This is a genomic window from Pseudomonas sp. HOU2 (assembly GCF_040729435.1).
Classification (GTDB): domain Bacteria; phylum Pseudomonadota; class Gammaproteobacteria; order Pseudomonadales; family Pseudomonadaceae; genus Aquipseudomonas.
This window is the reverse complement of the sequence record NZ_CP160398.1, coordinates 1,107,078-1,133,349: the sequence shown is the minus strand read 5'-3', so window position 1 is coordinate 1,133,349 and position 26,272 is coordinate 1,107,078. Positions and strand designations below refer to the sequence as shown.

General features: G+C 58.3%; 30 protein-coding genes and 1 tRNA gene. 23 read left to right on the top strand and 8 right to left on the bottom strand.

Annotated features, from left to right (window positions below; genetic code table 11):
* Nucleotides 1-2: 2 nt before the first annotated feature.
* Both ABV589_RS04995 and ABV589_RS04990 read left to right on the top strand, forming a co-directional pair.
* Nucleotides 3-1,238 (top strand): cytochrome c, encoded by a 1,236-nt coding sequence (locus ABV589_RS04995; RefSeq protein ID WP_367085138.1) that lies wholly within the window; start codon nucleotides 3-5, stop codon nucleotides 1,236-1,238.
* A gap of 1 nt (nucleotide 1,239) precedes the next feature.
* Nucleotides 1,240-2,211: an XdhC family protein gene (locus ABV589_RS04990; protein WP_367085137.1), complete on the top strand. Its 972-nt coding sequence runs from the start codon at nucleotides 1,240-1,242 to the stop codon at nucleotides 2,209-2,211.
* 148 nt (nucleotides 2,212-2,359) lie between these two features.
* Here ABV589_RS04990 and ABV589_RS04985 read toward each other — a convergent pair whose 3' ends face one another.
* On the bottom strand, nucleotides 2,360-3,643 hold the full coding sequence (locus tag ABV589_RS04985) for an FAD-binding oxidoreductase (RefSeq protein WP_367085136.1): 1,284 nt from the start codon (nucleotides 3,641-3,643) through the stop codon (nucleotides 2,360-2,362).
* A gap of 184 nt (nucleotides 3,644-3,827) precedes the next feature.
* On the opposite strand from ABV589_RS04985, the gene ABV589_RS04980 reads away from it, so the two are divergent.
* From ABV589_RS04980 to ABV589_RS04970, 3 genes are all read left to right on the top strand, one after another.
* Nucleotides 3,828-3,904: transfer RNA gene (locus tag ABV589_RS04980), tRNA-Val, on the top strand.
* A 204-nt stretch (nucleotides 3,905-4,108) separates the two neighbouring features.
* Complete coding sequence (locus ABV589_RS04975) at nucleotides 4,109-4,372, top strand: hypothetical protein (RefSeq protein ID WP_367085135.1); 264 nt, start codon at nucleotides 4,109-4,111, stop codon at nucleotides 4,370-4,372.
* A 36-nt stretch (nucleotides 4,373-4,408) separates the two neighbouring features.
* The gene (locus tag ABV589_RS04970) at nucleotides 4,409-4,864 is read left to right on the top strand and encodes a DUF2214 family protein (protein ID WP_367085134.1); all 456 of its coding nucleotides are present in this window, start codon (nucleotides 4,409-4,411) and stop codon (nucleotides 4,862-4,864) included.
* Nucleotides 4,865-5,090: 226 nt separating this feature from the next.
* Here ABV589_RS04970 and csrA read toward each other — a convergent pair whose 3' ends face one another.
* Entirely contained in the window at nucleotides 5,091-5,285 is a 195-nt protein-coding gene (gene csrA, locus ABV589_RS04965) for a carbon storage regulator CsrA (RefSeq protein WP_003179932.1), read from the bottom strand.
* A 250-nt stretch (nucleotides 5,286-5,535) separates the two neighbouring features.
* On the opposite strand from csrA, the gene ABV589_RS04960 reads away from it, so the two are divergent.
* Together ABV589_RS04960 and ABV589_RS04955 are read left to right on the top strand one after the other, a co-directional pair.
* Nucleotides 5,536-5,904 (top strand): SPOR domain-containing protein, encoded by a 369-nt coding sequence (locus ABV589_RS04960; RefSeq protein WP_258675230.1) that lies wholly within the window; start codon nucleotides 5,536-5,538, stop codon nucleotides 5,902-5,904.
* An 86-nt stretch (nucleotides 5,905-5,990) separates the two neighbouring features.
* Nucleotides 5,991-6,902, top strand: coding sequence for a siderophore-interacting protein (locus ABV589_RS04955; RefSeq protein ID WP_367085133.1), 912 nt, complete (start codon nucleotides 5,991-5,993; stop codon nucleotides 6,900-6,902).
* A 54-nt stretch (nucleotides 6,903-6,956) separates the two neighbouring features.
* Here ABV589_RS04955 and ABV589_RS04950 read toward each other — a convergent pair whose 3' ends face one another.
* The 3 genes from ABV589_RS04950 to ABV589_RS04940 all read right to left on the bottom strand — a co-directional run bounded on the left by ABV589_RS04950 (nucleotide 6,957) and on the right by ABV589_RS04940 (nucleotide 9,208).
* Nucleotides 6,957-7,646 (bottom strand): endonuclease, encoded by a 690-nt coding sequence (locus ABV589_RS04950; RefSeq protein WP_007961223.1) that lies wholly within the window; start codon nucleotides 7,644-7,646, stop codon nucleotides 6,957-6,959.
* 4 nt (nucleotides 7,647-7,650) lie between these two features.
* Nucleotides 7,651-7,941 (bottom strand): DUF1654 domain-containing protein, encoded by a 291-nt coding sequence (locus ABV589_RS04945; RefSeq protein WP_007961224.1) that lies wholly within the window; start codon nucleotides 7,939-7,941, stop codon nucleotides 7,651-7,653.
* A gap of 178 nt (nucleotides 7,942-8,119) precedes the next feature.
* Nucleotides 8,120-9,208: an asparaginase gene (locus ABV589_RS04940; protein WP_367085132.1), complete on the bottom strand. Its 1,089-nt coding sequence runs from the start codon at nucleotides 9,206-9,208 to the stop codon at nucleotides 8,120-8,122.
* 349 nt (nucleotides 9,209-9,557) lie between these two features.
* Here ABV589_RS04940 and ABV589_RS04935 point away from each other — a divergent pair, with 349 nt between their 5' ends.
* The 8 genes from ABV589_RS04935 to ABV589_RS04900 all read left to right on the top strand — a co-directional run bounded on the left by ABV589_RS04935 (nucleotide 9,558) and on the right by ABV589_RS04900 (nucleotide 17,197).
* Nucleotides 9,558-10,013, top strand: a complete 456-nt coding sequence (locus tag ABV589_RS04935) for a hypothetical protein (protein ID WP_367085131.1) — start codon at nucleotides 9,558-9,560, stop codon at nucleotides 10,011-10,013.
* Nucleotides 10,014-10,214: 201 nt separating this feature from the next.
* Nucleotides 10,215-11,171, top strand: coding sequence for a sugar ABC transporter substrate-binding protein (locus ABV589_RS04930; RefSeq protein WP_367085130.1), 957 nt, complete (start codon nucleotides 10,215-10,217; stop codon nucleotides 11,169-11,171).
* 58 nt (nucleotides 11,172-11,229) lie between these two features.
* A complete protein-coding gene (locus tag ABV589_RS04925) occupies nucleotides 11,230-12,783 on the top strand; it encodes a sugar ABC transporter ATP-binding protein (protein WP_367085129.1) in 1,554 nt (517 codons plus the stop codon).
* The gene (locus tag ABV589_RS04920; RefSeq protein WP_367085128.1) at nucleotides 12,780-13,757 is read left to right on the top strand and encodes an ABC transporter permease; all 978 of its coding nucleotides are present in this window, start codon (nucleotides 12,780-12,782) and stop codon (nucleotides 13,755-13,757) included. Before ABV589_RS04925 ends, ABV589_RS04920 begins: the two co-directional genes overlap by 4 nt.
* Nucleotides 13,758-13,760: 3 nt before the next feature.
* Nucleotides 13,761-14,780 carry a LacI family DNA-binding transcriptional regulator gene (locus tag ABV589_RS04915; protein ID WP_367085127.1) on the top strand — a complete coding sequence of 340 codons (1,020 nt, stop codon included), beginning with the start codon at nucleotides 13,761-13,763 and terminating at the stop codon, nucleotides 14,778-14,780.
* Nucleotides 14,781-14,804: 24 nt separating this feature from the next.
* On the top strand, nucleotides 14,805-15,722 hold the full coding sequence (gene rbsK, locus ABV589_RS04910) for a ribokinase (RefSeq protein ID WP_367085126.1): 918 nt from the start codon (nucleotides 14,805-14,807) through the stop codon (nucleotides 15,720-15,722).
* Nucleotides 15,719-16,123: a D-ribose pyranase gene (gene rbsD, locus ABV589_RS04905; RefSeq protein WP_367085125.1), complete on the top strand. Its 405-nt coding sequence runs from the start codon at nucleotides 15,719-15,721 to the stop codon at nucleotides 16,121-16,123. Before rbsK ends, rbsD begins: the two co-directional genes overlap by 4 nt.
* A 45-nt stretch (nucleotides 16,124-16,168) precedes the next feature.
* Nucleotides 16,169-17,197, top strand: coding sequence for a nucleoside hydrolase (locus tag ABV589_RS04900; protein ID WP_367085124.1), 1,029 nt, complete (start codon nucleotides 16,169-16,171; stop codon nucleotides 17,195-17,197).
* 33 nt (nucleotides 17,198-17,230) lie between these two features.
* On the opposite strand, the gene ABV589_RS04895 is transcribed toward ABV589_RS04900, so the two are convergent.
* On the bottom strand, nucleotides 17,231-17,443 hold the full coding sequence (locus ABV589_RS04895) for a hypothetical protein (protein WP_007961246.1): 213 nt from the start codon (nucleotides 17,441-17,443) through the stop codon (nucleotides 17,231-17,233).
* Nucleotides 17,444-17,575: 132 nt separating this feature from the next.
* On the opposite strand from ABV589_RS04895, the gene ABV589_RS04890 reads away from it, so the two are divergent.
* Together ABV589_RS04890 and ABV589_RS04885 are read left to right on the top strand one after the other, a co-directional pair.
* Nucleotides 17,576-17,881, top strand: a complete 306-nt coding sequence (locus ABV589_RS04890) for a hypothetical protein (protein ID WP_367085123.1) — start codon at nucleotides 17,576-17,578, stop codon at nucleotides 17,879-17,881.
* Nucleotides 17,882-18,049: 168 nt separating this feature from the next.
* Nucleotides 18,050-18,367, top strand: coding sequence for an I78 family peptidase inhibitor (locus ABV589_RS04885; RefSeq protein ID WP_007961248.1), 318 nt, complete (start codon nucleotides 18,050-18,052; stop codon nucleotides 18,365-18,367).
* Between the two features lie 72 nt (nucleotides 18,368-18,439).
* Here the strand turns inward: ABV589_RS04885 and ABV589_RS04880 are convergent, their stop codons facing one another.
* Both ABV589_RS04880 and ABV589_RS04875 read right to left on the bottom strand, forming a co-directional pair.
* Entirely contained in the window at nucleotides 18,440-18,652 is a 213-nt protein-coding gene (locus tag ABV589_RS04880) for a cold-shock protein (RefSeq protein ID WP_003179963.1), read from the bottom strand.
* A 292-nt stretch (nucleotides 18,653-18,944) separates the two neighbouring features.
* Nucleotides 18,945-19,244 carry a hypothetical protein gene (locus tag ABV589_RS04875; protein ID WP_003226370.1) on the bottom strand — a complete coding sequence of 100 codons (300 nt, stop codon included), beginning with the start codon at nucleotides 19,242-19,244 and terminating at the stop codon, nucleotides 18,945-18,947.
* A 382-nt stretch (nucleotides 19,245-19,626) separates the two neighbouring features.
* Here ABV589_RS04875 and thrS point away from each other — a divergent pair, with 382 nt between their 5' ends.
* From thrS to pheT, 6 genes are all read left to right on the top strand, one after another.
* Nucleotides 19,627-21,549: a threonine--tRNA ligase gene (gene thrS, locus ABV589_RS04870; protein ID WP_007961251.1), complete on the top strand. Its 1,923-nt coding sequence runs from the start codon at nucleotides 19,627-19,629 to the stop codon at nucleotides 21,547-21,549.
* On the top strand, nucleotides 21,549-22,100 hold the full coding sequence (infC, locus tag ABV589_RS04865) for a translation initiation factor IF-3 (RefSeq protein ID WP_170929410.1): 552 nt from the start codon (nucleotides 21,549-21,551) through the stop codon (nucleotides 22,098-22,100). Before thrS ends, infC begins: the two co-directional genes overlap by 1 nt.
* A gap of 60 nt (nucleotides 22,101-22,160) precedes the next feature.
* Entirely contained in the window at nucleotides 22,161-22,355 is a 195-nt protein-coding gene (rpmI, locus tag ABV589_RS04860) for a 50S ribosomal protein L35 (protein ID WP_002553160.1), read from the top strand.
* Between the two features lie 28 nt (nucleotides 22,356-22,383).
* Nucleotides 22,384-22,740 carry a 50S ribosomal protein L20 gene (rplT, locus tag ABV589_RS04855; RefSeq protein ID WP_002553161.1) on the top strand — a complete coding sequence of 119 codons (357 nt, stop codon included), beginning with the start codon at nucleotides 22,384-22,386 and terminating at the stop codon, nucleotides 22,738-22,740.
* Nucleotides 22,741-22,849: 109 nt separating this feature from the next.
* On the top strand, nucleotides 22,850-23,866 hold the full coding sequence (gene pheS, locus ABV589_RS04850) for a phenylalanine--tRNA ligase subunit alpha (protein WP_003226365.1): 1,017 nt from the start codon (nucleotides 22,850-22,852) through the stop codon (nucleotides 23,864-23,866).
* A gap of 26 nt (nucleotides 23,867-23,892) precedes the next feature.
* The gene (gene pheT, locus ABV589_RS04845) at nucleotides 23,893-26,271 is read left to right on the top strand and encodes a phenylalanine--tRNA ligase subunit beta (protein ID WP_367085122.1); all 2,379 of its coding nucleotides are present in this window, start codon (nucleotides 23,893-23,895) and stop codon (nucleotides 26,269-26,271) included.
* Nucleotide 26,272: the final 1 nt, after the last annotated feature.

Sequence of the window (26,272 nt, the reverse complement as noted above, 5' to 3'; positions counted from 1 at the left end):
GCATGAAGCATCTACTGACCCGCCTGACCCTGGCGGTCGGGCTGGCTGCGCCGGTGTTGTTTGCCCACGCTGATGATCAGGTCAAGCGCGGCGAATACCTCGCCCGCGCCGCCGACTGCATGGCGTGCCACACCGCACCGGGTGGCGCGCCGTTTGCTGGCGGGCTGCCGATCGTGTCGCCGTTCGGCACGATCTACGGCACCAACATCACCCCGAGCAAAGAGCACGGCATCGGCCAATACAGCGATGACGAGTTCTTCGCTGCGCTGACCGAGGGCAAGCGTCGTGACGGCGCCAATCTGTACCCGGCGATGCCGTACACCTCGTATCACCTGATGCCTCGGGAAGACTCGGATGCGATTCACGCGTACCTGAAAACCATCGAGCCGATCGAGCGCGCCGCGCCGGTCACCAGTTTGAGCTTTCCGTTCAACGTGCGTCCGGGCCTGATCGGCTGGAACATGATGTACGGCAAAGCCCTGAAGCTGGAGCCGGCCGAAGGCAAAAGCGATGCCTGGAAACGCGGCCAGTACATGGTCGAAGTGCTCGGTCACTGCGGCGAATGCCACACGCCACGCGGCCTGCCGGGCGCGATGCAACTGGACAAGCGCCTGACCGGCGGCATCCTCAACGGGTATCTGGCCCCGAGCCTGCTCGCCACCGATCTGGCGGCGCGCGGCTGGAATCAGCAGGACCTGAGCACGTTCCTCAAGCACGGCATGAGCGCGCAGGGCACGATGTTCAACGAGATGTTCCCGGTGTTCCACAACAGCACCCAAGGCCTGAACGATCAGGATCTGGCGGCGATGGCGACCTTCCTGCTCGGCGACAAGCCGCCAGCGGCAAAAGAGCTGAGCGAAGTGCCCGTGGAAAAGCTCAGTGCCAGTGCGCAACGCGGTCGTCAGGAATATTTGAACGTCTGCGCCGGTTGCCATGCCGCTGGTGGCGAAGGCAAACCGCACATCGCCGTGGCGATGCGTGGCAACACCACGTTGCGTCTGGAAGATCCGCGCAACCTGGTGCGGGTGATCGAGGACGGCATCGGCGAGCAGAAATTCGCCGGGTTCGAACACATGCAACCGATGCCGGGTTTCGCCGACAAGCTCAAGCCTGAGCAACTGACCGATCTGCTGAACTACCTGCGTCAAGGCTGGGGCGGTCAATCGGCAGAGTTGGCAGTGAGCGACGTGCAGAAGCTGCAGGCTGACGCTCCGGCCGTCGAGCACAAGGCGCACTGACATGCAGCATCTCGATCTACAGGTTGTGCGGCGGGCGCTGGAGTGGTCGGTGGCGGGGCAGCGTATTTGGCTCTGCACCGTGCTGACCACCTACGGCTCGGCACCGCGTGCGCCGGGTTCGTTACTGGCAGTGAACGATGAAGGCCTGTGGATCGGGTCGCTGTCCGGTGGTTGTGTCGAGGAAGATTTTCTCGAGCGCGTGGCTGAAGGTGCGTTTCTCGATGCGGTCAACGTGGTGCGTTACGGCGAAGGTGATGATCCGCGCTCGCGGGTCAGTCTGCCCTGTGGCGGCATTCTTGACGTACTGGTAGAGAAATTTGACGCCAATTGCGAGGTGCAGGCGCATCTGCGTGAACTCGAATCGGCGTTGCTTGGGCAGCGCCGCTTGATTCGCGAAGTTGATCTGGCCAGTGGTGCGCGCAGTCTGTTCGCTGATCGCGAGCAGGGCGCGCGCATCGAGCGCGAGATCGATCGGGTGCGGATTCGCGTGGGTGCCGCCCAGCGCTTGCTGCTGGCGGGCTACTCCAGTGTGGCGCAGGCCTGTGCCGAGTTCGCGGTGGGTCTCGGCTTTGAAGTGATTCTTTGCGATCCGCGCGACGAAGTGCTCGAAGGCGTGGTGCTCAACGGCGTGGAGATTCGTCGACAGTTGCCGTCAGTGTTCATCGCTGATGGCGGTTGTCATCGCGATACCGCGGTGGTCGCGTTGACTCACGATCCGCGCATCGACGATCTGGCGATGATGGAAGCGGTGCGCACCGAGGCGTTTTACATTGGCGTCATGGGTTCGCAGCAGACTTCGCAGAAACGCTTCGAGCGCTTGCGCAGGATTGGCGGTTTGGGGGAAGTTGAACTGGCGCGGATTCATGCGCCGATCGGCTTGAACCTGGGCAGCAAGACGCCTGCTGAGATCGCCTTGGCGGTGCTGGCGGATATCTTGCGGATTCGAAGCGGGATTGGCCGAGACCAGCTCTGATCTGAATTTTGCAAATATTTGTGGCGAGGGAGCTTGCTCCCGCTGGACTGCACAGCAGGCCTTCTTTCCTGGATGAAAGAGGGGCCGCTTCGCGACCCAGCGGGAGCAAGCTCCCTCGCCACAGTTGTTTGTCAGTCAAGAAAACTGATCAGAAACCCAGTTTGTCACGCAATCCGTAATACCACGCACCCAACGCCGCAAACGGCGTACGCAACATCTGCCCGCCCGGGAACGGGTAATGCGGCAGATCGGCAAACGCATCAAAACGCTCAGCCTGACCGCGCAATGCTTCAGCCAGCACCTTGCCGGCCAGATGCGTGTAGGTCACGCCGTGGCCACTGCAGCCCTGCGAGTAATAGATGTTGTCCCCCAGGCGCCCAACCTGCGGCAGGCGCGACAGGGTCAGCAGGAAGTTGCCCGTCCACGCGTAGTCGATCTTCACGTCTTTCAATTGCGGGAACGCCTTGAGCATTTTCGGGCGGATGATCGCTTCGATGTTCGCCGGATCTCGCGCCCCGTAAACCACACCACCACCGAAGATCAGGCGCTTGTCGCCGGTCAGGCGGTAGTAGTCGAGCAGGTAATTGCAGTCTTCGACGCAGTAATCCTGCGGCAACAGAGTTTTCGCCAGCTCATCGCCCAGCGGTTCGGTGGTGATCACCTGGGTGCCGCACGGCATCGATTTCGCCGCCAGTTCCGGCACCAGATTACCGAGGTAGGCGTTGCCAGCGACGATGATGAATTTGGCCCTGACCTTGCCTTGCGGTGTGTGCACCACTGGGTTGGCACCGCGCTCGATGCGCACGGCTGGTGATTGCTCATAGATCGTGCCGCCGAGGGACTCGACTGCAGCGGCTTCGCCGAGCGCCAGGTTCAGCGGATGGATGTGGCCGCCGCTCATGTCGAGCATGCCGCCGACGTATTGATCGCACGCCACCACTTCGCGAATCCGGCGCTGGTCGAGCAGTTCCAGTTGCGTATGGCCGAAGCGCTCCCACAGGCGCTTCTGCGACTCCAGGTGCCCCATCTGCTTGGCGGAGAGGGCAGCGAACACGCCGCCGTCCTTCAGATCGCACTGGATGTTGTACTTGGCCACGCGCTCGCGAATGATCCGGCCGCCCTCGAAGGCCATCTGCCCGAGCAGTTGCGCCTGCTTGGGGCCAACCGTGCGTTCGATAACGTCGATATCGCGGCTATAGCTGTTGACGATCTGCCCGCCATTACGCCCCGACGCACCGAAGCCGACCTTCGCTGCTTCCAGGACTGTGACGCGGAAACCGTTCTCCAGTAGAAACAAGGCCGAGGACAGCCCGGTGTACCCGGCGCCGATCACACAGACATCCGTCTCCACATCATCCTGCAAGGCCGGACGTGGCGGTACGGCATTGGCCGACGCAGCGTAATAAGACTCTGGGTAAGGGGTGTTCGCCATCCTGCAGCCTCTGTTTAATATATTTTACGAGTGCGCCGATCCTACCCGAGTTGAAAAACCTCCGCCAGCCGCCGGAAAAATCTTCTTCATCGGCCCGAAATTAAATATTTTGCATATTCATAGGGTTAGGTGAAAAAAAGGTGTTGACACCCCTCCGGAATTCCGTAGAATGCCGCCTCACAGCAGGCACGTAGCTCAGTTGGTTAGAGCACCACCTTGACATGGTGGGGGTCGTTGGTTCGAGTCCAATCGCGCCTACCAAACAAAATCCGCTCTGCTGGGCGGTCTAGAAGGGCTCACCGAAAGGTGGGCCCTTTTTTGTTGTCTGCGATTTGCCGGAACCGTGGTTCAGGCGCTTGCCTCGGTATCTTCAGATCGTTCGTTACCTTGGGTGCTTAGCGTGTTTCGAAATAACACGATCTGCTGATATGGCTTTCTGTTTATTTTTGGATCCGTCGAAAAAGTGTGGATATTGAACGGGTTACCGGCATTTTTAACCGACCGGTTATCAAAAAAATGTTGTTGCTGATCGTGAACTTCAGTAACATCTGCCCCGCGTTCACCACCACGGTTTATGCATTTTTAAATCCCAAGCTTCCATCAGCTGCTTGGGATTTTTTTTGCCTGCGATTCGGCGGATTCCCCGCTCTGTCTCCTTGCTTCCTGCGCGAAGCTTTCCAGTCCCACAGTTGTGTGCGGGCGAAACCGGTTTTTTTCGACTACTACTGACTGGCGTTTTCCAGGGCTTTTTCAAGGAGTTCGTCGATGCTGGTTAATTGGTTTCTCGCCGCTATTCATCTCTTGGCTTTTGCCTTGGGCTTCTGGGCTGTGTTGACCCGTGGCACGGCGTTCAGTCGTCTGGCCGCTGGCGTCGGTGAGGCGAAGCGAGTACTGCTTGCGGATAATCTGTGGGGGATTGCCGCGCTGACTCTGCTGGTCACTGGCGGTATGCGTGCTTTTGGCGGATTTGAAAAGGGTACTGACTACTATCTGCATCAGCCGCTGTTCCATTTGAAGATGACGTTGTTCGTGCTGATTCTGCTGGCAGAGCTGGCGCCGATGATCACACTGGTCAAATGGCGGATAGCGTTAGCGCGGGGCAAGGCGTTCGATATCGGGCGTGCAAAGCTGTATGCACGGATCAGTCACGTCGAGGCGCTGCTGTTGGTATTGATGGTAATTGCAGCCACCGGCATGGCGCGCGGCGTGACGTTCGGCTAGCAGGGAGCAATTCTCTGTGTTCTCTCGGAAATGTCTGACAGCCAGGCTTGGCAGTCGCAGGTAGTATCGCGCTGCAGGAGAGGGGGGGCGGGAGCGAATGAAGCGGAGAGGGGGATGTGTCAGGCGCCGTGCCCAGCGGACTGGGGAGCGGATGGCAGTACGGCGCGTGAATCTTTAGCCAGTCTTGCGCGAAGGCAAACGGACTGGCTACTGACGGCGGGGTGGCTCAGGGCGTTTGTGGCTTGTCCGGGGCGGTCAGGCCGGCCTGAATGCGCTGATAGATCTCTTCACGGTGCACGGCGACGTTTTTCGGGGCGTTGATGCCGATACGGACTTGCTGACCGCTTACGCCGAGGATGGTGATCGTAATGTCATCACCAATATTTATGCTTTCACCGACTTTGCGGGTGAGTATCAGCATGGTCTTCTCCTTGATTGCTTTGTAGGGCACCTGATTCAGACAGTGCAGAGGTCGGTGGTACGTATAGATTAGTGCGAAGTCTCACGGTTTGGGTGCCTCTTTCTGACGCGCAGATGCGGCATTAATTCCCAGGGCGTAACTATACAGAGGCTGCAATCATCAATCTCGTTGTTTTGTGCCCATTTTGCGGGCCTCGCCAAGTATTTATGAATGTTAAGATCGCCGCTTTGTGATTTTCGAGGAAAGCGTTGTGCGCAAACTGGTCTGGATGGTCGCGGCACTGGCATTGGCGGGATGTGGTGAAGGCAAAAGTGTAGACGTGCAGAAGCCGAAGACGGCAGTCGCGGCCGCACCTGCGGCAGCGTCCGCCCCGCAGTGGGACCTCGAAGTACGCGGTGAAACACCTCAGGCTGTCAGTGACCTGAGTGGCTGGTTGATCGAACATGCGTTCGTGCCGACCGTGATCAAGGACAGCAGCGGCAAGACCCGGATCCTGATTGGCCCGTTCAACTCCCAGGCCGAGGCGCAAGCGCGCAAGGTAGAGGTGGATGCGGCATTGGTGAAGGCCAAGAAGCAGAACGTCGAGTCGGTGATCGTCGAGCATCCGCTCGCGCCGTAAGCAGCACTTTCAGCGGAGCGACCTAAAGGATATCGCCGGTGACTCGTCTTATACGAGTCAATCACGATTTCTCGAAGGAGCTCCGCATGGCCTCCGCCGCTCCCTACAAACTTTTCAATGCGGTTTTGCACCGCAAGACGTTGTTGAGTCCGCACATGATGCGGATCACGCTCGCCGACCCTTCGATAGGTGGCATGGCCACCTGGGCGCCGGATCAGCGCGTCAAACTGTTCTTTCCTGCTGAAGATGGATCGCCTGCAAGTCTTGCGCAGGAGGAGGGCTGGTACGCGCGTTTTCGTTCGATGCTGGCGAGCCGGCGGCCAGCAATGCGCACCTACACCATTCGTCATTTGCGCGTCGATCAGGGCGAGGTCGACATCGATTTTGTCCTGCATGGCGAGACCGGTCCCGCGTCGCGCTGGGCGCTGCGTGCGCAGCCGGGAGCGTCGATGCAGATTCTCGCTCCCGACAGTAATTTTTCCGCGCAGGACGCCGGAGGGTTTGAATGGAAACCGCCGCAGGTGCTCAAGGAGGTTTTGCTGGTGGCGGATGCCACGGCATTGCCGGCCGCCATGGGCATTCTTGACGAGTTGGCTGCCATGGCTGAACCGCCTCAGACTCAGGCTTACTTTGAAGTGGACAGCCCACCAGACATGCTCCCGGTGCCGGATTGGCCTGGGCTGTCGGTGCAGTGGCTGGTTCGCGATCAGACGCCAGAAGTAGTGGCTGGGGCGCTGATGGTAGAGGCGGTGCAGCAGGCGTTCCTGCCGGCAGAGGATTCATCGGTCGGGCAAGCTGCCGAACTCGCCGAGGTCGATATCGACAAAGACATCCTCTGGGAGATCGCCAATACGGCCCCTGAAGGATTTTATGCCTGGATTGCCGGAGAAAGCGCGGCAGTCATGCGTCTGCGCAAATACCTGATCAAGGAGTGCGGTATCCCCCGCGAGTCACTCAATCTGATGGGCTATTGGCGCTACAACAAGGCTGGCAGCTAAAAATAAAAAGGCCTCGAACATCACGTTCGAGGCCTTTTCTTTTGGGCTGAAGAATCAGCCGCAGGCTTTCAGGTTTACCGGGCCGACAAATTCATTGCCGCGTCCCATCACGCACGCCACGCTCTGATTGCGTTGACGTTCCCAGTCCTGCACCGGGTAAGTCTTGTCCCACGCTTCGTACAACTGCCGATCCTGTTTCGACAGGCGCAAGCCGTACTGCTTGCTCATGTAGAAATAGGTGCGCGCGATCATGCCGCGAATCGACGGGCGCGGCATGACCTTCTTGGCTTTGAAGTCGACCTGGGTCAGGCACGAGCCGTACTGCCCGGATTGCACCGGCAACCAGCCATAACTGAAGTTGCTGCGATCACCGTTGACCTCACCAATGCTTGGCACCAGGTTGTGCAGGTCGGCTTCGGCTTTCTGATAGCTCGGGTCATAGCGGGTGCAATTCTTGCGCCCGCCCGATTGCCAGCATTGACGCTGGTGACCGAACTCCCACGCCGGGACGATGTGCTCCCATTCGATGCGCGAGGCGCGCTTGGCATTTTTGCGCGGCACGTAACCGCATGCCTTCAAGTCCACCTTGTTGCCGGTGTACTTGCACCCGCAGTAAAACTCGGTGGACTGCGGTGCATAGAGTTTCCAGGCGACTTTCTTGGCCTCGGTAAAAGTACGGGGCGCGCCCGCCTGGGCGCCACAGGCGATGAACAACAACAGCAAAGCAAAACAGCGGACACTCATTGAATCAATCTTCCTTCGGCACAACCCAAAAAATCTGCACGCCGCCATCGTCGCGATAGGCGAGGGTGACGTTGTCGTTCTCGTCGATTTCCTCGAGCAGTTGCTCCCATGCATCCACAGGCTCGTCCGGCAGACGGAAGATCAAGGCGGCTTTGGCTTTTTGTGCGGTAGGGGAATTGATGATTTTCTGAACGCGCATGCCCATGCGTTCGTAAGCGTCAGGAGCATCAGGAGAGGTGGCCACGAGGTTATCCTTATTAAGCTGTACGGGCATACAGTATTTAACTGTAAGCATTTTCGCAACTGCTTAAAATTCAAGAAAATCCTCTGACAGCGCTTTTCCGGTTTTGGTGTAAGTCAGGTCGATTATTTTGTGCGAAAAAGTCGCGCGTAGCGTGGGTGGCAGCACCACCCGCCGCGCAGGCGAGTGGTGAGCAAGTTGCCCGAGCCGGAAAGGCTCAGGCGAAGGTCAATCAATATTCCCAGAACATCCGTTGCAGCTCTTTGCTGTCGTTGGTTTTGGTCAGGGCGACCATGGCCAGGATGCGGGCCTTCTGCGGATTCAGGTCGTGAGCGACCACCCAGTCGTACTTGTCGTCAGGCTGCTCGGCGTTACGCAGGACGAAACCGCCGGCGTTGACGTGGGACGAACGGATGATCTGCACGCCGTCTTTACGCAGGGCTTGCAGGGATGGCACTACGCGCGAAGACACCGAACCGTTGCCGGTACCGGCGTGGATGATGGCTTTGGCGCCGGCCTGGGCCAGGGCCTTGTAGGCGGTGTCGTCGACGTTGCCGTAGGAGTAGGCGATTTCTACGTCAGGCAGGCTCTTGATGTTCTTGATGTCGAATTCCGAATTCATGGTGTGGCGCTTGGCTGGCAAGCGGAACCAGTAGGATTTGCCTTCAACCACCATGCCCAGCGGACCCCAAGGGCTTTTGAACGCCTCGGTCTTGATGTTGATCATTTTGCTGACGTCGCGACCGGACTGAATCTCGTCGTTCATGGTCACCAGCACGCCTTTGCCGTGCGCTTCTTTGCTGCTGGCGACGGCGACGGCGTTGTACAGGTTGAGCATGCCGTCCGCCGACATGGCGGTGCCCGGACGCATCGAGCCGACCACGATGATCGGCTTGTCGGTCTTCTCGACCAGGTTCAGGAAGTACGCGGTTTCTTCCAGGGTATCGGTACCGTGGGTGATGACGATGCCATCGACGTCCTTGCTGTCGGCCAGTTCGGATACGCGCCGACCCAGTTGCAGCAGGTTGTCGTTGGTGATGCTTTCCGAAGCGATCTGCATGACTTGTTCGCCACGCACGTTCGCCAGTTTGCTCAGTTCGGGGATGCCGGCGATCAGCTGTTCAATCCCGACTTTGGCCGCTTGATAGGTGGCGCTGTTGGCTGCATTGGCGCCGGCACCGGCAATAGTGCCGCCCGTGGCAAGCACTACGACGTTGGCGAGTTTGGTCTGGGTTTCGACTTCTTTTGCCTGAAGGGCGGTAGGCAGGAGCAGGAGGAGGGCCAAAGCGCCCGGAACCAAGGTATTGAAAGCAGATTTCATTATTTTTCTCTCTAGTAGTGAGACGGTGCTGATGCAGGTTCATCTAGATGCGCCCCGAGCCGATCTGAATGCCCGGGGTGCAGGCTAGGGAGCAGGATCTGTACCAGCGCTACTTTGCTTTAGAGAAATGTTTAACTTTATGATTTACATCAAGATTTTATGAATTGTCCATCGATGCGGCGAATGATATGGCCGGGTTTCCGAACAAAGGAAGCTTTCGCGTTCGGTTCACCGAAAGGGACTACGCCTCCTGTCGAACGAAACGGCTTGTCGGTTTCAGGTTTTCTGCTAAAGAAACCCGTGAGCAAGCCGATGGCTGTTGAAGGAAACGTTCATTTAGGGAGTTCACATGTCACTGACGATCGGTTTTTCCAATCCCGGCTCAGTCACCATCGGCGGTAAAACCGCAGCGACAATCAATGCAATGAGCCAAGCGGAAGCGGATGCGTCCGACAAGGCGCTTGGCGTTGAAAAAGAACCGAGCAATCAGGTCCGAACCGGTGGTTCCGCACAAGAAGCCAGCCAGGCGGATAGCGCTGACAGCGGCGATAATCTGAGCGTCACCGTGAAAATGTTGCTCAAGCGCATGCAGGAATTGCAGAAGCAACTGCAGGAGCAGCAACAGCAACTGGCTGCGGCTCAGGCTGCGAGCTATCCGACACCGGAGGCCAAGTCGCAGGCGGTCATGTCCGTCCAGGGACAGATCGCGCAAACCAGCGGGGAGCTGATGCAAGTGGCGGCGGCGCTGGTCAAGGAAATGACCAAGGATTCCACCAGCGGCAACCTGGTCAGCACTACGGCGTAAGCAGCAAGGGGCGAATCAGATGATTCGCCCCGCAACTCAACGACGATTTCTGATTGTTGACAAATGGCGGCGGGATTCGCATAGTTCGGTCTACGCAAACGTTTGCGCGGCTTCCCCGGTACATCAATATCCGGAAGACAGCGCTGAAGCTTACGCCAGCGCGAGCGTTGCTCACAATAATCATAAGATCGGAGTGAACCCATGAAGCTGCCATTCGCTGGACGTCTTCTTGCTGTCGCTATGCTGGCTGCCGCAGCCGCCGCACTACCTGTCTCTTCGGCCTTCGCCGAGTCCCCGGAAAAACCCAAAGTCGCACTGGTCATGAAATCCCTGGCCAACGAATTCTTCCTGACCATGGAAGACGGCGCCAAGGCCTATCAGAAAGAACACTCCGCCGACTTCGACCTGATCTCCAACGGCATCAAGGACGAGACCGATACCGCTGGCCAGACCCGTATCGTCGAGCAGATGATTCTGGCCAAGGTCAATGCGCTGGTCATCGCCCCGTCCGACTCCAAAGCCATGGTTCCGGTGATCAAGAAAGCCGTCGATGCCGGCATCACCGTGATCAACATCGACAACCAGCTCGATCCGCAGATCGTCAAAAGCAAGAACATCAGCGTGCCCTTCGTAGGTCCGGACAACCGCAAAGGTGCGCGTCTGGTCGGCGAATACCTGGCCAAGCAACTGAAGGCCGGTGACGAAGTCGGCATCATCGAAGGCGTGTCCACCACCACCAACGCCCAGCAACGCACCGCAGGCTTCAAGGAAGCGATGGACGCGGCACAGATCAAAGTTGTTTCTTTGCAATCCGGTGACTGGGAGATCGACAAGGGCAACAAGGTTGCTGCTTCGATTCTCAGCGAATACCCGGATGTAAAGGCGCTGCTGGCGGGTAACGACAGCATGGCCGTTGGCGCTGTTTCCGCGGTGCGTGCTGCCGGCAAGGCGGGCAAGGTACAAGTGGTCGGTTACGACAACATCAATGCGATCAAGCCGATGCTCAAGGATGGTCGTGTGCTGGCGACGGCCGATCAGTTCGCTGCCAAGCAAGCCGTGTTCGGTATCGAGACCGCGCTGAAAATCCTCAAGGGCGAAAAAGTCGACAGCGGCGTCAATGGCGTGATCGAAACGCCAGTCGAGCTGGTCACCAAGTAAGTCTTCCGGCGACACAACGGCGCTCGTCCGTCCGGGCGAGCGCATGGAGAATTTTTTTATGTCAGTTTCCGCCCCGAACGCTGTCCTCTCGGTCAGCGGTATCGGTAAGACCTATGCGCAACCGGTGCTCACAGGCATCGACTTGACGCTGATGCGCGGTGAAGTGCTGGCGCTGACCGGTGAGAATGGCGCCGGTAAAAGCACGCTGTCGAAGATCATTGGTGGCCTGGTTACGCCAACCACCGGTCAGATGCAATTCCAGGGCAAGGACTACCGTCCGGGCAGTCGCACCCAGGCCGAAGAGCTTGGCGTGCGCATGGTCATGCAAGAACTCAATCTGCTGCCGACCCTGTCAGTGGCGGAAAACCTGTTTCTCGACAACCTGCCGAGCAACGGTGGCTGGATCAGTCGCAAGCAATTGCGCAAAGCCGCGATCGAAGCCATGGCGCAGGTCGGCCTCGATGCCATCGATCCGGACACCCTGGTCGGCGAGCTGGGGATCGGGCACCAGCAGATGGTCGAGATCGCACGCAACCTGATCGGCGATTGCCATGTGCTGATCCTCGATGAGCCGACTGCGATGCTCACCGCCCGCGAGGTGGAAATGCTCTTCGAGCAGATCACCCGCCTGCAGGCGCGTGGCGTCTCGATCATCTATATCTCGCACCGCCTCGAAGAGCTGGCGCGCGTCGCGCAACGCATTGCTGTGCTGCGCGACGGCAATCTGGTTTGCGTCGAGCCGATGGCCAACTACAACAGTGAGCAACTGGTCACCTTGATGGTCGGTCGTGAACTGGGCGAACACATCGACATGGGCCCACGCAAGATCGGCGCCCCGGCACTGACGGTCAAGGGCCTGACCCGCTCCGACAAGGTGCGCGACGTATCTTTCGAAGTGCGTGCCGGCGAGATCTTCGGGATTTCCGGGCTGATTGGGGCAGGGCGCACCGAATTGCTGCGACTGATCTTCGGCGCTGATCCGGCTGACAGCGGCACGATTGCGCTGGGTTCGCCGGCGCAGGTGGTCAGTGTGCGTTCGCCGGTTGATGCGGTGAACCATGGCATTGCCTTGATTACTGAAGACCGAAAGGGCGAAGGCTTGCTGCTCAGTCAATCGATCAGCGCCAACATTGCCCTGGGTAACATGCCGGAGATTTCCAAGGCAGGAATCGTCAACAGCGGCGACGAAATTTCCTTGGCGCAGCGTCAGATCGACGCCATGCGTATCCGCAGTTCCAGTCCCACTCAACTAGTGTCGGAATTGTCCGGCGGCAACCAGCAGAAAGTGGTGATCGGCCGCTGGCTGGAGCGTGATTGCTCGGTGCTGTTGTTCGACGAACCGACCCGCGGCATCGACGTCGGTGCCAAGTTCGATATCTACGCCTTGCTGGGCGAGTTGACGCGTCAGGGCAAGGCGCTGGTAGTGGTGTCCAGTGACCTGCGCGAACTGATGCTGATCTGCGACCGGATCGGTGTGCTGTCGGCCGGGCGTTTGATCGATACCTTCGAGCGCGACAGCTGGACCCAGGATGATTTGCTTGCCGCCGCGTTCGCCGGCTACCAAAAACGTGATGCGTTGCTCAATGAAGCGGCGCCTAGGGATCTCCCATGAAAACTGCATCTTCCGCCGGCAAACGTAGTGGCAATTTCTACGGTTTGGGCACCTATCTGGGCCTGGCCGGGGCCTTGTTGGCGATGGTGGCGCTGTTCTCGCTGATGAGCAGCCACTTTCTGTCTTATGACACTTTCAGCACGCTGGCCAACCAGATCCCCGATCTGATGGTGCTGGCGGTGGGCATGACCTTTGTACTGATCATCGGCGGCATCGACCTGTCGGTCGGCTCGGTGCTGGCGCTTGCCGCCTCGACGGTCAGCGTGGCGATTCTCGGCTGGGGCTGGAGCGTGTTGCCGGCTGCGTTGCTGGGTATGGCGGTGGCGGCGCTTGCGGGTACGGTGACCGGTTCGATCACTGTGGCGTGGCGCATTCCGTCGTTCATCGTTTCGCTCGGTGTGCTGGAAATGGCCCGTGGCCTGGCGTACCAGATGACCGGTTCGCGCACCGCGTACATTGGTGATTCGTTCGCCTGGCTGTCGAACCCGATCGCGTTCGGTATCTCGCCGTCGTTCATCATTGCCTTGCTGGTGATCTTCATCGCGCAAGCGGTGCTGACCCGCACCGTGTTTGGTCGTTACCTGATCGGTATCGGCACTAACGAAGAAGCAGTGCGTCTGGCCGGGATCAATCCAAAACCGTACAAGATTCTGGTGTTCAGCCTGATGGGGCTACTCGCGGGGATCGCCGCGCTATTCCAGATTTCCCGTCTGGAAGCGGCGGATCCGAATGCCGGCTCCGGCCTGGAGCTGCAAGTGATTGCCGCTGTGGTTATCGGTGGTACCAGCCTGATGGGTGGCCGTGGTTCGGTGATCAGTACCTTCTTTGGTGTGCTGATTATTTCGGTACTGGCCGCCGGTCTGGCGCAGATCGGGGCTACCGAGCCAACCAAGCGCATTATCACCGGTGCGGTGATTGTCATCGCGGTGGTACTCGATACCTATCGCAGCCAACGCGCCAGTCGACGGGGCTGACAGATGGCAACGATCAAGGATGTGGCGGCGCTCGCGGGAATTTCCTACACCACGGTTTCTCACGTGGTGAACAAGACGCGCCCGGTCAGTCAGGAAGTGCGGTTGAAGGTCGAGGCGGCCATCAAAAGCCTCGACTACGTGCCGAGTGCGGTGGCGCGTTCGCTGAAAGCCAAGACCACTGCGACCATTGGCTTATTGGTACCGAACAGCCTCAACCCGTATTTTGCCGAGTTGGCACGGGGCATCGAGGATTATTGCGAGCGTAACGGCTACTGCGTGATCCTCTGTAACTCTGACGACAATCCGGAAAAACAGCGCAGCTATTTGCGCGTGCTGTTGGAGAAGCGCATTGACGGTCTGATCGTCGCCTCTGCGGGTGGCGACATCGGGCTCGCGCAAGGGCTGGCCGGGGTGAAGACGCCAATGGTCATCGTCGACCGCGGGCTGGATGGCGTCGACGCCGATCTGGTGCGCATTGACCATGAATATGGCGCTTATCTGGCGACGCGGCACCTGCTGGAGCTGGGCCATCGTGACATCGCCACCATCGGTGGTCCGTCGAGCACCAGCGTGGCGCAAATGCGCCAGGCCGGTTTTTGTCGGGCGCTGCAGGAGGCGGGCATCAAGGTGCGCGCCGAGCGCATGCTGGAAAGCGATTTCACCAGCACCGGTGGTTACAGCGCGGCAGCGATCCTGCTTGAAAGCAATCCGCCGAGTGCGATCTTCGCCGGTAACGACATGATCGGGATTGGTGTGCTGCGCGCGGCGGCCGAGCGCAATGTCCGCGTACCGAGCGAGCTGTCGGTGATCGGCTTCGACGATATCCAGATGAGCCGTTATGTGTACCCGGCGCTGACCACCGTAGGCCAGTCGATCCTGCAGTTGGGGGAGATGGCTGCCGAAGTGTTGTTGCGCAGGATTGCTGCCCCGAGTCTGGCCACCGATCAACGGATCGTGACCCCGAGTATTGTCTTGCGCGAATCGACTGCGCCGCTGTCCGGCGTATTCACCGAGTACCGCTGAAACCGAATTGACGAGTAGCGATGTATGCCAGCAAATGTAGTGGTAATAGGCAGCCTGAACATGGACCTGGTGACCCGGGCGCCACGACTGCCCAAGGGCGGGGAAACGCTGATCGGTCATTCCTTTGCCACCGTTTCCGGCGGCAAGGGTGCCAATCAGGCAGTCGCTGGTGCGCGCCTCGGTGCGCAGGTGGCAATGGTCGGCTGTGTTGGCAACGATGACTACGGCGTGCAATTGCGCGACGCATTGCTGGCCGAGCAGATCGATTGTCAGGCGGTGAGCACGGTCGAAGATTCCAGTGGCGTGGCGCTGATTGTGGTCGATGACAACAGTCAGAACGCCATTGTGATCGTTGCTGGCGCCAACGGTGCGATGACCCCGGCAGTGATCGACCGTTTTGATGCGGTGCTGCAAGCGGCCGACGTGGTTATCTGCCAGCTCGAGATCCCGGATGCAACGGTAGGGTATGCGCTCAAGCGTGCACGTGCGTTGGGCAAGACGGTGATCCTCAATCCGGCGCCGGCCAGTCGTCCGCTGCCGGCAGACTGGTTTGCCGCCATCGACTACCTGATCCCCAACGAAAGCGAAGCCACTGCGTTGAGCGGGATGTCGGTCGATTCGCTGGAAACCGCAGAAAGCGCTGCCAACCAGTTGATCGTAATGGGCGCGGGCAAGGTCATCATTACCCTCGGTGCGCAAGGTTCACTGTTTGCCAATGGCAAAGGTTTCGAGCATTTCCCGGCGCCGAAAGTGAAGGCCGTCGATACCACCGCCGCCGGCGATACCTTTGTTGGCGGTTTTGCTGCGGCGCTCGCCAGTGGCAAATCCGAGGCCGAGGCGATCCGGTACGGGCAAGTCGCTGCAGCGCTGTCTGTGACCCGGGCCGGCGCACAACCTTCCATTCCAACCATGTCCGACGTACAGGCGTTCAAACCCGCATGAAAAAGACTCCTCTGCTCAACGTCGCGTTGTCGCGGCTGATCGCCTCCCTGGGCCATGGTGACATGGTGGTCATCGGTGACGCCGGACTGCCGGTGCCACCAGGTGTTGAATTGATTGATCTGGCGCTGACCCACGGTGTTCCGGATTTCGTCAGTACCCTGAAAGTCGTGCTCAGCGAGATGCAGGTGGAAAGCCACGTGCTGGCCAACGAAATCCTCGACAAGCAGCCGACCGCCCTGGTCACGCTGGACGAGTTGCAGGAAGAGGGCGCCCTCGGTCGGCGCGATCTGCTGACGCATGAGCAATTCAAGGTTCTCAGCCGACAGGCACGGGCGATTGTTCGTACAGGCGAATGTCAGCCGTACTGCAACATCGTGCTGGTAGCCGGCGTTACGTTTTAACCGGGTTTTCGACCCTTACATTTTCATCAGCACAAGGAATGCGCCATGCACCGCTATGCTCAAAAACTGCATCAATTGCTTCGGAGTCTGCTGCTTTTGTCTTTTATCTCCGCCACCGGCGCTCAGGCCGCTGAAAAGATCGACCTGATCATCGACACCGATCCTGGTGCTGACGACGTGGTTGCGTTGCTGTTTGCGCTGGCTTCGCCCGATGAGTTGAACATCCGTGCCTTGACCACCGTGGCCGGCAACGTGCGCCTCGACAAGACTTCGCGTAACGCGCGTCTGGCCCGCGAGTGGGCAGGGCGTGAAGACGTTCCGGTGTATGCCGGTGCACCAAAGCCACTGATGCGCACGCCGATCTATGCCGAGAACATCCATGGCAAGGAAGGCCTGTCGGGTGTCACCGTGCATGAGCCGAAAAAGGGCCTGGCCGAAGGCAATGCAGTCAACTACCTGATCGACACCCTGAAAAAAGCCAAGCCGCACAGCATCACCATCGCCATGCTTGGCCCGCAGACCAACCTGGCGCTGGCGCTGATCCAGGAGCCGGAGATCGTTAACGGCATCAAGGAGGTGGTGGTCATGGGTGGTGCGCACTTCAATGGCGGCAACATCACCCCGGTGGCCGAGTTCAACCTGTTCGCCGACCCGCAAGCGGCGGAAGTGGTACTCAAGAGCGGCGTGAAACTGACCTACCTGCCGCTGGACGTGACCCACAAGATCCTCACCAGCGACGCACGCCTGAAACAGATTGCCGCGCTGAACAACAACGCAAGCAAGATTGTTGGCGACATCCTCAACGAGTACATCAAGGGTGACATGGAGCACTACGGCATCCCGGGCGGCCCGGTGCATGACGCTACCGTCATCGCTTACCTGCTCAAGCCTGAGCTGTTCACTGGTCGTTCGGTGAACGTTGTAGTGGATAGTCGCGAAGGTCCGACTTTTGGCCAGACCATCGTTGACTGGTATGACGGTCTGAAGGCGCCGAAGAACGCCTTCTGGGTGGAAAATGGGGATGCTCAAGGCTTCTTCGATCTGCTAACCGAGCGTCTGAAGCGCTTGAAGTAAGGCTGTGACCCGCAGGTGCCAGCCTGCGGGTTTTTATTTTCTCTCGGTGTCCTGCGTGCTCTCGTCGTCATGCTGGTACCGCTCGAACACTTGGGCGATAAACGTTTGTGCGCCCTGGGTTCCCATCGTCTTGACCAGCAAGTCGATACTGATCAAAGCCAACTCTTCCGGACTGCCCGGGCTATACGAACTGTGCCCTTTAGGCCAAAGAACCTTGATATCGGCGTTGATGCTTACGGTGCTCATGAGTGCGCTCGAAAAGTCGGGAATGTCTGCGTCCGAGTTAACCACTTTGTCGGGCGTTTGGCACTGCGACTTAGGCATGAGCGCGTCGCTATGCGACACTTGGTCTTTTCTGGCTGATCCAAGGAATGTGCTGTGCAGATCGATTTGAACACCCCCGACGGCCTCACACTCGACGCTGTGCGCCAGTTGCTGGCGTCGGCCAGCGATGATGTGCACACGCAGCTGCGTGTGACCAAGGGTGGGATTGCCTATATTTCTTCCGGTGTGACCGGCGGGCAGGATATTGATGGCCTGCTGTTTCGCCTGGAGACCTGGGCCAAGGGCTCGGGGTATGTCGGCAATGTCGCGGCCAGTGATGAAGTCTGGGTGATGCAGATTTTCAACGCGCTGAAAGACAACTGGCCGAGTCCGCCGCTCGATTACATCGACGTCTATTGAGCTTCGTTAATATTCGGTGACGATTGCGTGAGGATGCGGTGCGCGCACTTCAGGCAGACTCAGCGCTTTTCCGGATCGTGGGGCAGGGTGACAGCATTGGTTGTGAAACCAAACGCCGAATTGGCGGTCGCACGATCTCAGCTTAACCATTTGAAAGAAGGAGGCTTCATGCCTTTGAAGTTCGCGTCTCTGGGTGCACTTATGGCCGTTGCCATGTTGGCCGGTTGCAGCACAACCTCCAGCGAGTCGGCAAAGGATCCTGTGGCGACCGATGCCGGTCATAGCCGCTGTGAAGCAAAGGCAGCGGAATTTGCCATTGGTAAAAAGGCGTCGCCGGAACTGCTCGATCAGGCTCGTGCCAAGGCTGGCGCACAAAACGCCCGCTTCCTCAAGCCTACCGACATGATCACTCTGGAGTACCGTTCCGATCGCTTGAATCTGAACACCGACAACAACCTGGTGGTCACCCGCGTCAACTGCGGCTGATCACACAGCGCTTTTGTTGCAGGCATAAAAAACCCCGTCACATGGACGGGGTTTTTTTAGTGCGCCGGGAAATTACTCTGGGCGAACTTGTGCAGCTTGCATACCCTTTTGGCCTTTCTCAGCCACGAAGGAGACGGTCTGGCCTTCTTTCAGGCTTTTGAAACCGTCGGATTCGATAGCTTTGAAGTGTACGAACAGGTCGTCACCGCCACCTTGAGGAGTGATGAAGCCGAAGCCTTTTTCATCGTTGAACCATTTAACGGTGCCGGTTTGGCGATTAGACATGGTGTATCTCCAAGAAACATATATTTTCAGTAGTACTGTGCTGCTCAGGCCAACTGGGCACACCGGAGTATCATAGTCGAAATGTTCGCTTTGGTAGCCCCCCGGACGTGCTGTTTGCTTTCATATTGCATCGATTTCAACCTCTGAAATGTCTGCAAGCCCCGGTTTCAGTGGCTTTCAGCCGAATGAAGAGGGTGTAAAAAAAGCTATAAAACCTGCGTAAATTATCGATTTCGGGGTCTTTTTGGCGGTTTTCAGCCTGCTGGACGCCGGAAAAAACATTCGTCAGCGCTTATTTCTGCACTCGGCAAACCGAGATTTCTTTCAGTGCGCGCTGACCCAGTTCACCACTTGGCGGGGTGTTCTTGTCCATCAGTTGCGCGATCTCTTGCGTGGTGAATTTCTTTTCCAGAACGTCAGCACCGCAAGCACAGTGTTTATTGGCTTCGGCCGGATTGACGCTCTTGCTGGCAGCGGCGGTGCAGTCGTTCATGTATTGGGCTTTGACGCCGGCAGGCCAGGCCGCGTTGGCGCTCAGCGGCAGCAGCAGGGCCAGCGGGGCCGCGAAAGCAAAAAGTCGGATAAGGCGCATGTCGGAAACTCCTTGGGTTGATATCGGCGACGATTCTCAGCTTATTTGAGGCAAAGCGTATATCCCAAGTTCACTTCACACCGCAAAAATGCGCAAATCAGCAACACCTCAATTCGATGACGTCGATGACCGCTCATCTGTGCTAGCATGCCGGGCTCAAGCGTTCTCAGGCTCCGGATGGCCTTCAGCCCCGGCAGCGGTCAGCGTGCGAAAAATTCCGATTTGAATCCCAGTCACTCTGGTTCGGTTTTCCGGTTGGCCGCAAGGCTCCTGCCGCTGTAAGGCAGGCGTTCGTCATTGAATGGCCTGGATCGGATCTTGTACTGGCTCATCCCAACCCACGTGACCTTTGGTAGGGGTCACCACTAGGAGAGGAGGCGCCATGCCAACTATTACTCTTCCCGACGGCAGTCAACGTTCATTCGATCACCCGGTTTCCGTAGCCGAGGTCGCCGCATCCATTGGTGCAGGCCTGGCCAAGGCCACCGTGGCCGGCAAGGTCAACGGCAAGCTGGTCGACGCCTGCGACATCATCGACAGCGACGCGACGCTGCAAATCATCACGCCAAAGGATGAAGAGGGGCTGGAGATCATTCGCCACTCTTGCGCGCACCTGGTTGGCCACGCGGTCAAGCAACTGTACCCGACTGCGAAGATGGTCATCGGGCCGGTCATCGACGAAGGTTTCTATTACGACATCGCCTTCGAGCGTCCTTTTACTCCGGACGACATGGCCGCCATCGAACAGCGCATGCATCAGCTGATCGACAAGGATTACGACGTCATCAAGAAAGTCACTCCGCGCGCCGAAGTGATCGAAGTGTTCAAGGCCCGCGGCGAAGACTACAAGCTGCGTCTGGTCGAAGACATGCCGAACGAGCAGGCCATGGGCCTGTACTACCACGAAGAATACGTCGACATGTGCCGTGGTCCGCACGTGCCGAACACCCGCTTCCTGAAATCCTTCAAGCTGACCAAGTTGTCCGGTGCTTACTGGCGCGGTGATGCCAAGAACGAGCAACTGCAGCGCGTTTACGGTACTGCCTGGGCTGACAAGAAGCAGCTGGCGGCCTACATCCAGCGCATCGAAGAAGCGGAAAAACGCGATCACCGCAAGATCGGCAAGCGCCTGGGCCTGTTCCACACCCAGGAAGAAGCACCGGGCATGGTGTTCTGGCACCCGAACGGCTGGACCCTGTATCAAGTGCTCGAGCAGTACATGCGCAAGGTGCAGCGTGACAACGGCTACCTCGAGATCAAGACCCCGCAAGTGGTTGACCGCAGCCTCTGGGAGAAATCCGGGCACTGGGCCAACTACGCCGACAACATGTTCACCACTGAGTCGGAAAGCCGCGACTACGCCATCAAGCCGATGAACTGCCCGTGCCACGTGCAGGTGTTCAACCAGGGCCTGAAGAGCTACCGCGAGCTGCCGATGCGTCTGGCCGAGTTCGGTGCCTGCCACCGTAACGAGCCGTCGGGTGCGTTGCACGGGATCATGCGCGTGCGTGCATTCACTCAGGACGACGCCCACATTTTCTGCACCGAAGAGCAGATGCAGGCCGAATCCGCTGCGTTCATCAAGCTGACCATGGACGTTTACCGCGACTTCGGCTTCACCGACGTCGAGATGAAACTGTCCACTCGTCCGGAAAAACGTGTAGGTTCCGACGAGCTGTGGGATCGCGCCGAAGCGGCATTGGCTGCAGCCCTTGATTCTGCCGGCCTGCCGTACGATCTGCAGCCGGGCGAAGGTGCGTTCTACGGTCCGAAGATCGAGTTCTCGCTGAAAGATTGCCTCGGTCGCGTCTGGCAGTGTGGTACCTTGCAGCTCGATTTCAACCTGCCAGTCCGTCTCGGCGCCGAATACGTCTCCGAAGACAACAGCCGCAAGCACCCAGTCATGCTGCACCGGGCGATCCTCGGTTCGTTCGAGCGTTTCGTCGGGATTTTGATCGAGCATTACGAAGGTGCATTCCCTGCGTGGCTCGCGCCAACCCAGGCAGTGATCATGAATATCACTGATAAACAGGCAGATTTCGTCGCTCAGGTTGAAAAAACTCTCAACGAAAGCGGATTTCGTGCCAAGTCCGACTTGAGAAATGAAAAGATCGGCTTTAAAATCCGCGAGCATACTTTGCTCAAGGTTCCCTATCTTTTGGTTATCGGAGATAAGGAAGTCGAGATGCAGACTGTCGCTGTGCGTACTCGTGAAGGTGCTGACCTGGGCTCGATGCCCGTCGCCCAGTTCGCTGAGTTTCTCGCGCAAGCGGTTTCCCGGCGTGGTCGCCCAGATTCGGAGTAATTATTATTAAGCGTGAAATGAGACAAGATAAACGAGCTGCACCGAAAGCCCCGATCAACGAGAATATCTCGGCACGCGAGGTTCGGTTAATTGGCGCTGATGGCGAGCAGATTGGCATCGTCTCGATTGATGAAGCGCTTCGTATTGCTGAAGAAGCAAAGCTTGATCTGGTAGAAATCTCTGCTGACGCAGTCCCACCGGTTTGCCGGGTGATGGACTACGGCAAATCGATCTTCGAAAAGAAGAAGCAGATTGCAGCAGCGAAGAAAAACCAGAAGCAGATTCAGGTAAAAGAAATCAAGTTTCGTCCAGGGACGGAGGAAGGGGATTACCAGGTAAAACTGCGCAACCTGGTACGTTTCCTGAGTGACGGGGACAGGGCCAAGGTATCCTTGCGATTCCGCGGCCGTGAGATGGCCCACCAGGAGCTGGGGATGGAACTCCTCAAGCGGGTTGAAGCTGACCTGCTCGAGTACGGTTCGGTCGAACAGCATCCTAAGATGGAAGGACGCCAGCTGATCATGGTCATCGCCCCGAAAAAGAAGAAGTAATCAACAGGGCACGGCAGGCCTTCTGATTATGTTTATCAACTGAATGCGGAGTATCCGAACATGCCAAAAATGAAAACCAAAAGTGGTGCTGCTAAGCGGTTTCTGAAAACTGCTAACGGTATCAAGCACAAGCACGCTTTCAAGAGCCACATCCTGACCAAAATGTCGACCAAGCGTAAGCGTCAACTGCGCGGTAGCAGCTTGCTGCATCCGTCTGACGTGGCAAAAGTCGAGCGCATGCTGCGCCTTCGTTAATTTTAGTCAAGAATAGAGGAAGTAACTCATGGCTCGTGTAAAGCGTGGCGTCATTGCCCGTAAGCGTCACAAAAAAATTCTGAAACTTGCTAAAGGCTACTACGGCGCACGCTCCCGCGTATTCCGTGTTGCCAAGCAAGCGGTAATCAAGGCAGGCCAATACGCCTACCGTGACCGTCGTCAGAAAAAACGTCAGTTCCGCGCTCTGTGGATCGCTCGTATCAACGCTGGTGCTCGTGTTAACGGACTGTCCTACAGCCGTTTCATCGCTGGCCTGAAAAAAGCGTCCATCGAGATCGACCGTAAGGTTCTGGCTGATCTGGCAGTGAACGAAAAAGCGGCGTTTGCTGCGATTGTCGAGAAAGCTAAAGCCACCTTGGCTTAAGTACCCCCGACAGTCACCCGGCCTCACCTCTGTGGGGCCAGGTGTTAAACGTCATAAATAGGGGAAGAGCCTTCAAGCTCTTCCCCTATTTTGTATCTGGAGTCTGTACATGGAAAACCTGGATGCGCTGGTCTCTCAAGCACTAGAGGCTGTGCAAAGCGCTGAAGATATCAATGCCCTGGAGCAAATCCGGGTTCAATACCTCGGCAAAAAGGGTGAATTGACTCAGGTGATGAAGACCCTGGGGAATTTGCCGGCAGAAGAGCGTCCGCAAGTCGGCGCCCTGATCAACGTTGCCAAGGAACGTGTCACAGGCGTTCTCAATGCGCGCATGGCTCTGTTTGAAGAAGCCGAACTGGCTGCCAAACTGTCTGCCGAATCCATTGACGTGACGTTGCCGGGCCGTGGCCAGACCTCCGGTGGTCTGCATCCGGTGACCCGGACTCTGGAACGAGTCGAGCAGTTCTTCACCCGCATCGGCTACGGCATCGCCGAAGGCCCTGAGGTCGAAGACGACTATCACAACTTCGAAGCGCTCAACATCCCAGGCCATCACCCCGCCCGGTCGATGCATGACACCTTCTATTTCAACGCGAACATGTTGCTACGCACCCATACCTCACCGGTACAGGTCCGCACCATGGAGTCCAAGCAACCACCGATCCGCATCGTCTGCCCAGGTCGTGTGTATCGCAGCGACTCCGATATCACCCACTCGCCGATGTTCCACCAGGTCGAAGGCCTGCTGGTCGATCGCGACATCAATTTTGCCGATCTCAAAGGCACCATCGAAGAATTCCTGCGGGTGTTCTTCGAGAAAGAGCTGGCCGTACGTTTCCGTCCTTCGTACTTCCCGTTCACCGAGCCATCCGCTGAAGTCGACATGGAATGCGTGATGTGCAGCGGTAAAGGCTGCCGCGTCTGCAAGCAGACCGGCTGGCTGGAAGTCATGGGCTGCGGCATGGTTCACCCGAACGTGCTGCGCATGTCCGGCATCGATCCGGAAGAGTTCTCCGGCTTTGCCTTCGGCATGGGCGTCGAGCGTCTGGCAATGCTCCGTTACGGCGTGAACGACTTGCGTCTGTTCTTCGACAACGACTTGCGGTTCCTCGCGCAATTTCGCTAGTCGTAACGAATTCTTAGGAGAGCAGGATGAAATTCAGTGAACAATGGCTGCGTGGCTGGGTTAGCCCGCAGGTAAGTCGCGACGAGCTGGTTGCTCGTCTGTCGATGGCGGGTCTGGAGGTCGATAGCGTGACCCTGGCCGCCGGTGTATTCAGCGGCGTGGTCGTGGGCGAGGTGCTGAGCACCGAGCAGCACCCTGACGCCGACAAGTTGCGTGTGTGCCAGGTCAGCAATGGCGCGGAAACCTTCCAGGTCGTGTGCGGTGCGCCTAACGTGCGTCCGGGCCTGAAGATTCCGTTCGCCATGATCGGTGCCGAACTGCCGGGCGACTTCAAGATCAAGAAGGCCAAGCTGCGCGGCGTCGAATCCAACGGCATGCTGTGCTCGCAAGCCGAGCTGCAGATCGGTGAAGGTAATGACGGTCTGATGGAGCTGCCGGCCGACGCACCAGTGGGCGAAGATTTCCGTGTGTATCTGGACCTGGAAGACGCCAGCATCGAGGTCGACCTGACCCCGAACCGTGGCGACTGCCTGTCGCTAGCCGGTCTGGCCCGTGAAGTGGGTGCGCTGTACGACACGCCGGTCGCTCGCCCGGTGGTCATGACGATTCCGGCTGTGCACGACGAAGTGCGTCCGGTAGAAGTGCTGGCGCCTGCCGCCTGCCCGCGTTACCTGGGTCGTGTCATCCGTAACGTTGATCTGTCCAAACCAACCCCGCTGTGGATGGTTGAACGTCTGCGCCGCGCCGATGTGCGCAGCATCGACGCTGCGGTCGATATCACCAACTATGTGATGCTCGAACTGGGCCAGCCGCTGCACGCCTTTGATCTCGCCGAAATCAATGGCGGCATCCGTGTGCGCATGGCGGAAGAGGGCGAGAAACTGGTGCTGCTCGACGGTCAGGAAGTCAGCCTGCGTAGCGATACGCTGGTGATCGCCGACCACACCCGCGCTCTGGCGATTGCCGGCGTAATGGGTGGCGAGCACAGCGGTGTGTCCGCCACCACTCGCGACGTTTTCCTGGAAAGTGCCTTCTTCGACCAGATTGCCGTGGCGGGCAAGGCTCGTTCCTACGGCCTGCACACCGACGCCTCGCACCGTTACGAGCGTGGCGTGGATTGGCAGCTGGCCCGTGAAGCCATGGAGCGCGCCACCGGCCTGCTGCTGGAAATTACCGGTGGTGAAGCCGGCCCGGTCATCGAGACCGTCAGCGAACAGCACCTGCCGTCGATCGCGCCGATCACCCTGCGTGCGCAGCGCATCACCCAGATGCTGGGGATGGAAATGGATTCGGCTCAGGTGGAGCGTCTGCTCAGCGCCTTGGGTCTGAAGATTTCCGCTGACGGAGCAGGGCAGTGGCGCGTAGAAGTACCAAGCCATCGCTTCGACATCAGTCTGGAAGTCGATCTGATCGAAGAGCTGGCGCGTCTGTACGGCTACAACCGTCTGCCGGTTCGTTACCCGCAAGCGCGTCTGGCGCCACAGGCCAAGGCTGAAGCGCGCAGCGAATTGCCTGAACTGCGTCGTCTGTTGGTTGCCCGTGGTTATCAGGAAGCGATCACTTACAGCTTCATCGATCCGAAGCAGTTCGAACTGTTCAACCCGGGCGTCGAGCCGCTGTTGCTGGCCAACCCGATCTCCAATGACATGGCGGCCATGCGTTCTTCGCTGTGGCCGGGTCTGGTCAAGGCGTTGCAGCACAACCTGAACCGCCAGCAGGATCGCGTGCGTCTGTTCGAAAGCGGTCTGCGCTTCGTTGGTCAGCTGGAAGGTCTGAAGCAAGAGCCGATGCTGTCGGGCGTGGTTTGCGGCAGCCGTCTGCCGGAAGGTTGGGCGCAAGGTCGCGACACCGTCGATTTCTTCGATGTGAAAGCTGACGTTGAAGCGGTGCTGGGTTTTGCCGGTGCACTGGATACCTTCACGTTCGCTCCGGGCAAACACCCGGCGCTGCACCCGGGTCAAACCGCGCGCATCGAACGGGACGGGCGTGAAGTCGGCTTTATCGGTGCAATCCACCCTGAGCTGTCCAAAGCCTTGGGTCTGGATCGTCCGGTCTTCGTCTTCGAGTTGGTTCTGGCTGAAGTCGCTTCCGGAAAAATGCCGCAATTCCACGAGTTGTCGCGTTTTCCTGAAGTGCGTCGTGACCTTGCACTGATCGCGCACAAAGACGTCGCGGCCTCGGCTGTATTGGACGTAATCCGTGAAAATGCAGGCGAATGGCTCACGGATCTCAGGCTGTTTGACGTGTATCAGGGTAAAGGCATTGATCCTGATAGAAAAAGCCTTGCAGTTGGCTTGACCTGGCAGCATCCATCGCGCACTCTTAATGACGATGAGGTGAATTCGACGACGCAAAACATCCTCACCTCGCTCGAACAAAGGTTGAACGCCACGTTAAGGAAGTGAC